Source organism: Pseudomonas sp. NMS19W (genome assembly GCF_051554255.1).
Taxonomy (GTDB): Bacteria; Pseudomonadota; Gammaproteobacteria; order Pseudomonadales; family Pseudomonadaceae; genus Aquipseudomonas; species Aquipseudomonas kribbensis.
This window is the reverse complement of the sequence record NZ_CP136718.1, coordinates 692,501-705,308: the sequence shown is the minus strand read 5'-3', so window position 1 is coordinate 705,308 and position 12,808 is coordinate 692,501. Positions and strand designations below refer to the sequence as shown.

Annotated in this window: 2 protein-coding genes, 2 rRNA genes and 1 pseudogene; all 5 read right to left on the bottom strand. The window is 57.3% G+C overall.

Features of this window, described 5'->3' with window-relative positions:
* Window positions 1-107: 107 nt before the first annotated feature.
* Complete coding sequence (gene recD / locus R1A29_RS03035; RefSeq protein WP_438300611.1) at window positions 108-2,213, bottom strand: exodeoxyribonuclease V subunit alpha; 2,106 nt, start codon at window positions 2,211-2,213, stop codon at window positions 108-110.
* Window positions 2,210-5,899 carry an exodeoxyribonuclease V subunit beta gene (gene recB, locus R1A29_RS03030; protein ID WP_438300610.1) on the bottom strand — a complete coding sequence of 1,230 codons (3,690 nt, stop codon included), beginning with the start codon at window positions 5,897-5,899 and terminating at the stop codon, window positions 2,210-2,212. The genes recD and recB overlap by 4 nt, the downstream gene beginning before the upstream one ends.
* A pseudogene (gene recC / locus R1A29_RS03025) lies at window positions 5,896-9,359 on the bottom strand (exodeoxyribonuclease V subunit gamma). The gene recB and the pseudogene recC overlap by 4 nt, the downstream one beginning before the upstream one ends.
* 153 nt (window positions 9,360-9,512) lie before the next feature.
* A 5S ribosomal RNA gene (gene rrf / locus R1A29_RS03020) occupies window positions 9,513-9,628 on the bottom strand.
* 155 nt (window positions 9,629-9,783) lie between these two features.
* Window positions 9,784-12,673: ribosomal RNA gene (locus R1A29_RS03015) — 23S ribosomal RNA — on the bottom strand.
* Between the last annotated feature and the right edge of the window lie 135 nt (window positions 12,674-12,808).

The following is a 12,808-nucleotide window of genomic DNA, read 5'->3' as shown; positions in this document are numbered from 1 at the left end:
TTGGATCGTTACGAAATGATGCCGCAACGATAGCACAGCGTTGGAACGCCAGCGATACAGCCCCCTCTGACCGGTCGGTCAGATAACGCCGGCAATCACTGGCAACTTCATCCTCGAAGCGCCGCGCCTTCCTCCAGTTCCAGCATCAGACCGCTCAAGCGCTTGACCTTGCGCTGCACCGCTTCCTCGAATACCCCGGCTCGCGGTTCGATCAAGGTGAACCAGTGTTTAGCTCGGGTAATGCCGGTGTAGATCAGCTCTTTGGTCAATACCGGATTCAGGGTGTCGGGAAGGATCAACGCGGTATGGGCAAACTCCGAGCCTTGCGACTTGTGCACCGTCATGGCGTACACGGTTTCAACATCATTGAGCCGGCTCGGCAACACAAACCGCACCCCTCCGCGCCCATCGTTACGCGGGAACGCCACCCGCAGCACCGGTTCACCAGCGTTCGGTCCATCTCGTTCGGGCAGTTTGAGAGCGATACCGATATCACCGTTCATCAGCCCCAGGCCATAGTCATTGCGGGTCATCAGGACCGGGCGGCCTTCATACCACTGCTGGTCGCTGTCGATCAGCCGCGCCTTGAGCAGTGCTTCGGTGATTCGCAGGTTCAGCCCCTCGACACCCCACGGCCCTTTGCGCACGGCACACAGTAACTGGAACGTATCGAACGCCTGCAAGACTGCTCGCGCCCAATCGAGCCAACCGGGATATTCAAGAGAGGCACCGACGGGCGGGCGCTGATTGCGCAAGACGCTCAGGTAATGCCGAAAACCATGAGGGCCCTCGCCATGCCCGTCCAGAACGAGGCGTTCCAGTGCACGGTCATGCTCTCCCTTGAGCGCCAGCGAATACACGTCGTCATGGCTTCGCGCTGCCAGCAAGTGACGAGCTTCATCCGGCCGTTGCTGATTCACCCGGCGCGCAAGCTGGCCGATGCCACTGCCCTCGCCGAAACGCCGCGAGTGACGCAACATCACCACTTGCTGCGCCAGCGGGTGAGTACCGTCGCCGTCCTCGTGCAAACCGCTGTCCTGCAAGGACTCCCCGCTCACGGACTCCAGCCACTGACGTGTCTGCGGACTGTACCAACCCGCCTCGGCATCGCGACACAGATCCCCCAGAACCGCACCGGCCTCGACAGAGGCCAGTTGATCCTTGTCGCCCAGCAACACCAGGCGAGCATGTGAAGGCAACGCATCAAGCAGGTTGGCCATCATTTCCAGATCGATCATGGACGCTTCATCGACCACCAGCACATCCAATGGCAGGCGGTTACCCGCGTGATGGCGGAAGTGTCGAGTGCCGGGACGACTGCCGAGCAGGCGGTGAACGGTAGTCACCTCGGAAGGAATTTTCTCCCGAACGGCTTCGGCAACCTCCAGCGATTGCACTTGCTGGCTGATGGACTCGGTCAGCCGCGCTGCCGCTTTACCCGTAGGTGCAGCCAGGCGAATACGCAGAGGCTGGCCGGCTTCGACCGCCGGAGCCTGAAGCAACGCCAGCAAACGCACGACCGTGGTGGTCTTGCCGGTGCCCGGCCCGCCCGTGACGATGCTGAAGGCACCCCGGGTCGCCAGTGCGCAGGCGAGTTTCTGCCAGTCGATCGCGCCGGATGACTTTGCCGATCCGAATAACTCGTCCAGTCGCTGCGACAGATCATTCGGCGTCGGTTCAGGCTCTGCCAAACGCTGGCGCAGTGCCGTGTCGATACGTCGTTCATAGGTCCAGTACCGACGCAGGTACAGGCGCTTACCGGACAGCACCAGAGGGCATTGCCGTGCAGACTCACTCTCGTCGGCAGCCAGCGCCACCAGAGGGCTGCCGGCCAGCACTTTGCACCAGTGCGCGCCTTCAAGTGACTCAAGCAATTGCGATGGCAACAACACGCCGGATTGCGCATCCCCCTCAGGTGGCAGGGACAGGGCAAAGTCAGGAGCCTTGAGGGTTTCAAACAAATCCAGGCACACATGACCATGACCGAGCTGGTGACTGGTCAAAGCGGCGGCAAGCAGAACCAGCGGGTCGACGTTTGGCACCAGCTCATGAAGAAACGTCACGAATGCCTTGTCCAGTGCCCGCAGCCACCCTCGCTCTACCCAGTGGGTCAGTAACTGCAGCAAGTCCTCGGCCTGCATCAGGGGCGTCAGTCGAGCAAGACTGTCTGCATCCAGCGCAATCGGCGACAAGTGCGCGAAGGTGCGGCTCATAGCAATTCTCCCTGTTCCCATACCGGCTCGGATTTCGGTTCCGGTTTGCCCTGGAACATCCGGTCCAGACGCTCGATCAGCTCCCGTGGCGGCCGCGCGAAATACACGCCACCGCTGTCTGCCCGTGTACCCCGCAGGAACAGATACAGCGCACCGCCCACGTGCCGGTCGTAATCGTAATCGGCGAGGCGGGCCTTGAGCTGACGATGCAGTGCCAGCAGGTACAGCACGTATTGCAGGTCGTAGCGGTTTTCCAGAATCGACTGTTCCATGGCCTGCTCGGTGTAGGCGGCATCATCGACGCCCAGCCAGTTGGATTTGTAGTCCGCCACGTAGTAACGACCGGCATGCTCAAAGGTCAGGTCGATGAAGCCTTTGAACATGCCGTTGAGTTGTACGGCCTCGGCGGCCACCCTGGCAACGCCGTTGTGGGTGAACTTGCGCACCTGCTCGTCGAGTCTGACGACATCGACCTTGTGGCTGGCGAACCAGAACTCCATCTCGACCCGATACTGTTTCAGTTGCTCCAGCACGACTGAAGGTCGACCGGCGCCTGCCGGCATCGGCGATTTGAGCAGATGCTGCAACCAGTCGCTGAGAGTCGTGATCCAGCCTTCCCAGCCACGACGATTGCAGCGCCGGGCGATCGCGTCTTCCAGCGACTCGCGCGAAACCGCGAAACCTTCATCACCTGCCCATTCGAGCAGTCCATGGAGGAACGTCCCCGGATTCGGCCCTCGGGGAAAACGATGAATCTCGGCGCCTCCCGGAATGATCTCGCGGGGAGCATCGGGCTCTAGGCGCTCGTCGTCGAACAGTTTCTGCGCCTGGGGACTGTCAGGTGCTTCATCACTGCCCACGCTCAACACATCACTGATGCGCAATGCGCTGTAGGAGGCGATCCACCAGTTTTCGCTGGCCTTGCGTTTGGGGATCAACGTGGCACTTGGGGTTGCCTCGTTGCGGGGTGGTTGGTAACGCTCGCTGGTTGCCAGTGGCATTTCCACGATGTTCAGCGCTGGACAATGTTGGTGCAAATCGTCGAGCCATCGGGTCAGACCGCTGGACTCGCTCAGGGATGCGCCACCGCCCAGCAGATAGCCAAGTGCCGAGAGGTGCAGAACCGAACTGTTGTTATTGCCGCGTTTGAGGTCCGTAACACCAAGCCAGCAGGCATGTTGTGCCCGGGTCAGCGCGACGTAGAGCAAACGCAGATCCTCCGCCAGACGCTCATTGTCGGCCAGGGCAATCAGCTCGGCATCCGGCTTGAGACTGACCTGAGCTTTGCCGGATGCATCGTGGTAATGCAACGGCAGCCGGCTGCCGTCCACGGGTTTGGCCGAGCAGATGAAGGGCAGAAACACCAACGGATACTCAAGCCCCTTGGACTTGTGGATCGTCACGACCTTGACCAGTTGCTCGTCGCTTTCAAGGCGCAGGATCTGCTCCTCACCCGCCTGACCGGACAACGCAAGGTGCTCGGCCAAATGCCGGATCAGCGCCTGCTCGCCATCCAGTTCCGAGGCTGCCTGCTGCAACAACTCCGACAGGTGCAACAGGTTAGTCAGCACCCGCTCACCATCACTGCGAGCGATCAGGGTTTGCGGTAGATGAAAGTCATGAAGAAAGCGCCGCAACATCGGCAGCACGCCTTGTTTGCGCCAGATCTCGCGATAGGCCCGGAACTGCATGACTCGTTCTTCCCAGACCAGCTCATCCTGATTCAGGCGTTCGAGTTCAGCCAACGGCAGATTCAAGGTAATGCAGGCCAGGGCTGCCTTTAGCGAGCGCTCGACATCTGGTTCAGCACAGGCTTTGAGCCAGGCCAGCAGGTCATGGGCCTCCTGGGCCGCGAAGACTGAATCCTTTTCCGACAGATAGACGCTGCGCACCCCACGGGCGGCAAGCTCACCGCGTATCGCTTGAGCCTCCTTGCCATCGCGCACCAGAATTGCGATGTCCGCCGGCTGCAGCCCGCGAAAATCCTTGCCGTCCTGCGCGAAACCCGCGCTGCCGGTTTGTCCGCCATTGAGCAGGGCAGTAATTTCACTGGCGCAGGCCGCCGCCAGCTGCTGGCGGTAGACCGCACCGGAGACTGGTTGCTCGGTAGATAAACGCCAGATGTTCAGCGCCGGAACGTCTTGCCCGGAAATCTGTAAATGCTCCTTGCGTCCCTGAGCATCCACAGGCTGAAACGGCACCGGATTGTCACCGTCTTTCTCTCGAAACAGAAACGCACCGCGTCCCTGTTCACGGGACTCGGCGCGCTCGAACACCTGGTTTACTGCGCGGACCATCCCGTGGCTGGAGCGGAAGTTCGTACCCAGCGTATGCAGTCGCCCGGTGGTGGCAATTCGCGCGCGCAGGTAGGTATAGATGTCCGCGCCACGGAAGGCATAGATCGCCTGCTTCGGATCACCGATCAGAAACAGTCCGGTCTCGGGATTGTTTTCCTCGATGCGATAGATGTTTTCGAAGATCCGGTACTGCACCGGATCCGTGTCCTGAAATTCGTCGATCAGGGCGACCGCAAACTGCTCGCGGATAAGCGTGGCGAGGCGCTCGCCGCCTTCGGATTGCAAGGCTGCGTCAAGGCGCAGCAGCATGTCATCGAAGCCCATTTCGGCACGTCTGCGCTTCTCTTCCTCAAAGCGCGAACCTACCCATTTGGCAGCGTGCTGCAACACAGCCGCGTCAGGCGTCGGCAGCCCGTCGAGACTCGACTTGAGCCTCGACATCGCGTCCAGTCCCGGATGACTCGGGGGCTCGCCTTTCCAGGCTTCGGCCATGCCGTCCGGCGTCAGCCGGGTAAATCCGGTACCGATATCCAGTTGTTCCAGCGACTCGTCTTCCGCCCAGGCCTTGAGCTTCTCGAACCAGGGCTCAAAGTAGCGGGCCTGCATCTTGCGCCCGTCGACCGTCTTGTTGGCGACGCCCTGATGACAAATGGCGAGCAACTCGCCTGCCCACTGCTGCCAGGGCTTTTTCAATTCAACCAATGCTGCGCGGCGTTCCTGCAGGCACTCTTCGATCAATTCAGCTGGAGATCTGTCCTCCTTGCCGTCACGTTCAGTGCCGAAGAGAGCACGTACACGAGGCAACAGGGCGGCCGGACCTCCCCAGTTAGTACGAACCCAATTCAGGGCATCCCCCTGCATCGGATAGCAGAACAGGCGCCAATAATCCCGGAGCACTTCGCCAAGCAGATCACTGTGATCGGTTTCCAGGGTCTGGGTAAACAGGCTGCCGCTGTCGAACGCATGTTCGCGCAGCATTCGCTGACACCAGCTGTGGATCGTCGAGACCGCAGCCTCGTCCATCCATTGCGCGGCGATGTCCAGGCGATTGGCGCAACCGGGCCATTGCTGAGGATCGAACTGCGCGCGCAGCTCATCGATCAACGTATCAGGAGGCGGCGTCTCGTCACGGAAGAAGCGTGCGGCCTCGGCCAGACGTGTGCGGATGCGCTCGCGCAACTCCTTGGTTGCCGCATCGGTGAAGGTCACTACAAGAATCTGCGGTGGCAGCAGCTCGCGACCGAAGCCACTCGCGTCACTTCCGTGACCGAGGATCAGGCGCAGATACAAAGCGGAGATGGTGAACGTCTTGCCGGTGCCCGCACTGGCCTCGATCAGTTGACTGCCCTTCAATGGAAACGCCAGGGCAAGTGGCTGCTGTGTACTCATGAACGTACCCCCTCGCTGGCCAATGACTGCCAGGGGGCTTCGAGTACCGGGCGGTATAGAGCGTTACACCAATTGGGGAATGTCTCCTCGACCAGCAAAGCATCGTAATCCGGGAACTGCCGCGCCAATGCGGGGTTTTCGCGTCTCTCGCCTTCGCTAGTCTGGCCATCGCCTTCATAGGCTCTGCGTGCAGCGGCTTCAGCCTTCAACGGGTCGCTCTGGCCCAGCCATGCAAAAGCGGTTTTCACCGCAACCGGTAGTGGCTGGCGCATTCCTGCCTGCCAGGCGAGCAGCAGGTCTTCGAGTATCCGCCATGACCGATCCTGTTCCATCGGTTCAAGTAAAAGAGTGTCATCACTGGCGACCAGTGCTGTGGTCAAGGAAAGCCCACTCGCACAAGCGACCAGATGATCGACCCACGGCTTGATCAGACGGTGCCATTTGCGGCTTTTGATCGAGCCGACACTGTTGGGAATCGTCGTCACCGACAGCACACCGCCATCGGCGCGTTGATGCAAACCTCCAAGCCATCCTTCCAGGCGTAATCCCTGCCATTCAAGATTGATCGGGATCGCACTGGTCAGCGGAGTAGGCCAAAGCGTCAGCAGTTGCTGATAGCGTTGCAGCAAATCAGGAAGCGGTTCGATCAACTCTCGTTGCAGGCACTCTCCGAATCCCGCCATGGGCAGCAGTCCGCTGTTTTGCAGGCGCCGGGCCTGAGCTTCAAGCGCCTGATCAACACTCTCCGGATGCCTCAAGGCCGCGTCGAGCAAACTGCTGCTGAGGGTGTATCGCTGCAATGCATCCAGCACAAAAGGCTCTTCATCGGCTTGAGGCACTTGCGCCGCTTCGAAGTAAACCTTCAAGCGTTGAGTGAAAAAGTGTCGAACCGGGTTACGCAGAAAATCCTGCAGCAGTGCAAGGCCGAGCGGCTCCTCCTGGACATGGGGTTCAAGCATTCTTTTCACTTCGGCAGGCTCATGAAGTTGATGCAGCACCTGCCATTCATTGGCATAGCTGAACAGCTCATCACCTTCATGGAAGTAACGTGAACTGAAAGGCTGCAGCGGGTGCTCCTGGGTCATGGCATGCAACAGATCCGAGTTTTCAGTAGTCGTTCGCCAACCATTGGCGAGATGATCGCGCAACTGACCGATCAGCACCGAGGGTGGCCGTTCACTGTTGTCACGAATGCTGCGGCCAACCCAACTGATGTAGAGCTGATGGCGAGCAGACAGCAGTGCTTCGAGCAACAGATAGCGATCATCTTCACGGCGGGAGCGATCTCCCGGCCGGTAATCGCTGCCCATGAGGTCGAAGTCCAACGGTGGTTGTGCCCGGGGATAATCGCCGTCGTTCATGCCCAGCAGACAAACCAGCTTGAACGGGATTGCCCGCATCGGCATCAAGGTACAGAAATTCACCGCGCCGGCCAGGAAGCGTTGGGACAAACGCCCCTGATCCAGCCCGGCCAGCCACGCCTCGCGAACAACGGTCAGCGGTAATTCGTCTTCCAGTCCGACAGATTCACAGGTCTCCAGCCATGTTTCCCGCAGCTCCTCAAGCTGAGTCAGCAAGTAGTCGTCATGCTCATTGCTCGCATTGAAAAACAACTGTATCAGTACCTGTAACCGACTCCCCCACTCTTGAGGTTTCGCAGGCTTGAGCAATTGCTGGTGCGAGTACTCCAAGGCATCCAGCAAGGCGGACAGAGGACCGATCAGCGCGGCATCGAGGCCGCCAATTTCGTCGTAGGGCTCAATGCCCGCGCAGGCACTGGAATCGCCAACCGCGTATCCGAGGAGCATCCGCCTCAGTCCGAAACGCCAACTGTTCTGCTCCAGTTCATTTGGCAATCCCAGTCCGGCACGTTGGCCAGCGTCCATCCCCCAACGTATCCCGGCGCCTTCGATCCAGCGATGCAGCGTCGGCAAGTCCCGCTCCTCCACCCCGAACCGTGCGCGTAACGCCGGCACATCGAGTAAGTCAAGGATTTCGCTGACGGGGAAGCGACTGTCAGGGAGTTTGAGCAGATGTTCGACAGCGATCAGTAATGGATCGCGACCGCGTTGTCCCTGGTCGGCCAGCGTGAAAGGAATAAACCGAGGATCATGACGATCCAGTTGCCCGAACACCGCACGGACATGCGGCGCATAACTATCGATGTCGGGCACCATCACGATCACATCGCGGGGGCGCAGTTCGGGACTGGCGCTGAATCGAGCCAGGAGCTGATCGTGGAGAATCTCCACTTCGCGCTGCGCACTATGGGCAATGTGGAATCGAATCGATTGATCCTGCTTCAGATCGACTTCAGGCCAGAGCTCACGCGTCTCGCTGAGCGGGCGCAGCTCCAGAATGTCATCCTGAAGTTGATTGAGCATATTTTGCGGGACTGATTCACTGAACAGATCGATACGACCATTGCGAAATGCCGCGCGATAGCTGCCGGGGTCGTCATAGCTGTCGAGCAGATTGATGTAGTCACGACCTTGCTTGCCCCAGGCGGCAAGCAGCGGATGGGCGTGTTGATGCAGTGACTCTGGATCCAGTACTACGGGCATGCCGCTTTTGCGAGCCTGACGTTTGTATTGATGGCGCAGCAGGTCCTTGTCGGCAACGATATCGGCCCAATGATAACGGCAAGGGTTGTGTACGCAGAGCAGGACCTGGCTGAAACGGGCCAGCCCAGCCAATGCTTCAAGTACTTGTGCAGGCAGTGAGGAGATTCCGAAAACGATTACCCGTGACGGCAAGCCTGTCGGTGCTTTTTCAAGGTTGTTGATGCACTCAATGAATCGCTGGTGCACGCCTGCCCGACTTTGAGCCATGCCTTGCTCACCAACATCTTCAAGCAATGCACGCCAAAGCTCTGCCTGCCAGCAACTGGTGCTGGGCAGCGGTTTCACCTCCCCCTGACATTTCGTAGCTGATGACGCCCCTCGGCCCAATCCTCGAGCCAGTCGGCACGATACACCTGATACTGATCGAACAGATCCGCCAGGCGCTCGGACAACTGGTAGCGCTTGCGCAAGTCGGAGTCATTGGTCAGAAATCGTTGCAGGGGTTCGAAATGCGGCAGGTTGATGACCTGCGGTAACAGACGCATTAACCTCCATGTCAGTGGGGCCTTGTCGAGCAAGGATTTGGCGGGAATCTCATCTCGGCCCAGGACCATGCGATAAAGCTGCCACATGAAACTGCCCGGCAATTGCACATCAATTGCCGCGGCAATACCGCAGCCCCCCAAGTCATCCTCTTCAGGATCCTCTTCAGGATCCTCTGCCAGTGCCAGCTTGAGCCATTGGGCGATGCCGTTGCTCTGCACAAGCGCAATTTCGTTTTCCAGAGGAGCCAGCGGATAACGCCGCATGATGCTGATCACAAGGCTGCGCAGCTCGTCCAGACTGTTGCTCTGAACCACCATGAATGCAGCGTTGAGGGACTGAGTGTCCGGCATAAGGCTTCCTTGGAAAAGTACAAAAGCTAGGTCTGAACCTTAGCATTGTCGGCCGACGAGGACAGCCGCAAGGCGTCCGAGAATGCTGTACGAACTTTCTCGCAGGCAAAACAAAACCCCAACTGCTTTCGCAATTGGGGTTTCGGAATTTAATCTTGACGATGACCTACTCTCACATGGGGAAACCCCACACTACCATCGGCGATGCATCGTTTCACTTCTGAGTTCGGGATGGGATCAGGTGGTTCCAACGCTCTATGGTCGTCAAGAAATTCGGGTACTGACTCGTGACCGGTTGGCCTCGCTTCAGCAAATTGGGTATGGGATAGTTTTCGGTGTTTTGTAAGCGTCGAACTTTCGGTTCTTTCGTCTTCACACACCGCAATCTGGCCTCTTTCGAGTCTGCAGATTGCTTGGGTGTTATATGGTCAAGCCTCACGGGCAATTAGTATTGGTTAGCTCAACGCCTCACAGCGCTTACACACCCAACCTATCAACGTCGTAGTCTTCGACGGCCCTTCAGGGAACTCAAGGTTCCAGTGAGATCTCATCTTGAGGCAAGTTTCCCGCTTAGATGCTTTCAGCGGTTATCTTTTCCGAACATAGCTACCCGGCAATGCCACTGGCGTGACAACCGGAACACCAGAGGTTCGTCCACTCCGGTCCTCTCGTACTAGGAGCAGCCCCTCTCAAATCTCAAACGTCCACGGCAGATAGGGACCGAACTGTCTCACGACGTTCTAAACCCAGCTCGCGTACCACTTTAAATGGCGAACAGCCATACCCTTGGGACCGGCTTCAGCCCCAGGATGTGATGAGCCGACATCGAGGTGCCAAACACCGCCGTCGATATGAACTCTTGGGCGGTATCAGCCTGTTATCCCCGGAGTACCTTTTATCCGTTGAGCGATGGCCCTTCCATACAGAACCACCGGATCACTAAGACCTACTTTCGTACCTGCTCGACGTGTCTGTCTCGCAGTCAAGCGCGCTTTTGCCTTTATACTCTACGACCGATTTCCGACCGGTCTGAGCGCACCTTCGTACTCCTCCGTTACTCTTTAGGAGGAGACCGCCCCAGTCAAACTACCCACCATACACTGTCCTCGATCCGGATAACGGACCTGAGTTAGAACCTCAAAGTTGCCAGGGTGGTATTTCAAGGATGGCTCCACGCGAACTGGCGTCCACGCTTCAAAGCCTCCCACCTATCCTACACAAGCAAATTCAAAGTCCAGTGCAAAGCTATAGTAAAGGTTCACGGGGTCTTTCCGTCTAGCCGCGGATACACTGCATCTTCACAGCGATTTCAATTTCACTGAGTCTCGGGTGGAGACAGCGCCGCCATCGTTACGCCATTCGTGCAGGTCGGAACTTACCCGACAAGGAATTTCGCTACCTTAGGACCGTTATAGTTACGGCCGCCGTTTACCGGGGCTTCGATCAAGAGCTTCGCGTTAGCTAACCCCATCAATTAACCTTCCGGCACCGGGCAGGCGTCACACCCTATACGTCCACTTTCGTGTTTGCAGAGTGCTGTGTTTTTAATAAACAGTCGCAGCGGCCTGGTATCTTCGACCGGCATGGGCTTACGGAGCAAGTCCTTCACCCTCACCGGCGCACCTTCTCCCGAAGTTACGGTGCCATTTTGCCTAGTTCCTTCACCCGAGTTCTCTCAAGCGCCTTGGTATTCTCTACCCAACCACCTGTGTCGGTTTGGGGTACGGTTCCTGGTTATCTGAAGCTTAGAAGCTTTTCTTGGAAGCATGGCATCAACCACTTCGTCGCCTAAAGGCAACTCGTCATCAGCTCTCGGCCTTAAGATCCCGGATTTACCTAAGATCTCAGCCTACCACCTTAAACTTGGACAACCAACGCCAAGCTGGCCTAGCCTTCTCCGTCCCTCCATCGCAATAACCAGAAGTACAGGAATATTAACCTGTTTTCCATCGACTACGCTTTTCAGCCTCGCCTTAGGGACCGACTAACCCTGCGTCGATTAACGTTGCGCAGGAAACCTTGGTCTTTCGGCGTGGGTGTTTTTCACACCCATTGTCGTTACTCATGTCAGCATTCGCACTTCTGATACCTCCAGCAAGCTTCTCAACTCACCTTCACAGGCTTACAGAACGCTCCTCTACCGCATCACTTGCGTGATACCCGTAGCTTCGGTGTATGGTTTGAGCCCCGTTACATCTTCCGCGCAGGCCGACTCGACTAGTGAGCTATTACGCTTTCTTTAAAGGGTGGCTGCTTCTAAGCCAACCTCCTAGCTGTCTAAGCCTTCCCACATCGTTTCCCACTTAACCATAACTTTGGGACCTTAGCTGACGGTCTGGGTTGTTTCCCTTTTCACGACGGACGTTAGCACCCGCCGTGTGTCTCCCATGCTCGGCACTTGTAGGTATTCGGAGTTTGCATCGGTTTGGTAAGTCGGGATGACCCCCTAGCCGAAACAGTGCTCTACCCCCTACAGTGATACATGAGGCGCTACCTAAATAGCTTTCGAGGAGAACCAGCTATCTCCGAGCTTGATTAGCCTTTCACTCCGATCCACAGGTCATCCGCTAACTTTTCAACGGTAGTCGGTTCGGTCCTCCAGTCAGTGTTACCTAACCTTCAACCTGCCCATGGATAGATCGCCCGGTTTCGGGTCTATTCCCAGCGACTAGACGCCCTATTAAGACTCGCTTTCGCTACGCCTCCCCTATTCGGTTAAGCTCGCCACTGAAAATAAGTCGCTGACCCATTATACAAAAGGTACGCAGTCACAGAACAAAGTCTGCTCCCACTGCTTGTACGCATACGGTTTCAGGATCTATTTCACTCCCTCTCCGGGGTTCTTTTCGCCTTTCCCTCACGGTACTAGTTCACTATCGGTCAGTCAGTAGTATTTAGCCTTGGAGGATGGTCCCCCCATATTCAGACAAAGTTTCTCGTGCTCCGTCCTACTCGATTTCATGACCAAGAGATTTTCGCGTACAGGGCTATCACCCACTATGGCCGCACTTTCCAGAGCGTTCCGCTAATCTCAAAGCCACTTAAGGGCTAGTCCCCGTTCGCTCGCCACTACTAAGGGAATCTCGGTTGATTTCTTTTCCTCAGGGTACTTAGATGTTTCAGTTCCCCTGGTTCGCCTCTTGCACCTATGTATTCAGTGCAAGATAACCATCTTGTGATGGCTGGGTTCCCCCATTCAGACATCTCCGGATCAAAGTCTGTTTGCCGACTCCCCGAAGCTTTTCGCAGGCTACCACGTCTTTCATCGCCTCTGACTGCCAAGGCATCCACCGTATGCGCTTCTTCACTTGACCATATAACCCCAAGCAATCTGGTTATACTGTGAAGACGACATTCGCCGAAAATTCGAATTTCTCAACTAAGAGAACTCACAAATTTTACCTTAGCCTGATCCGTTACCAGTGAAAGTAACGTTCAGTCTATCTTTC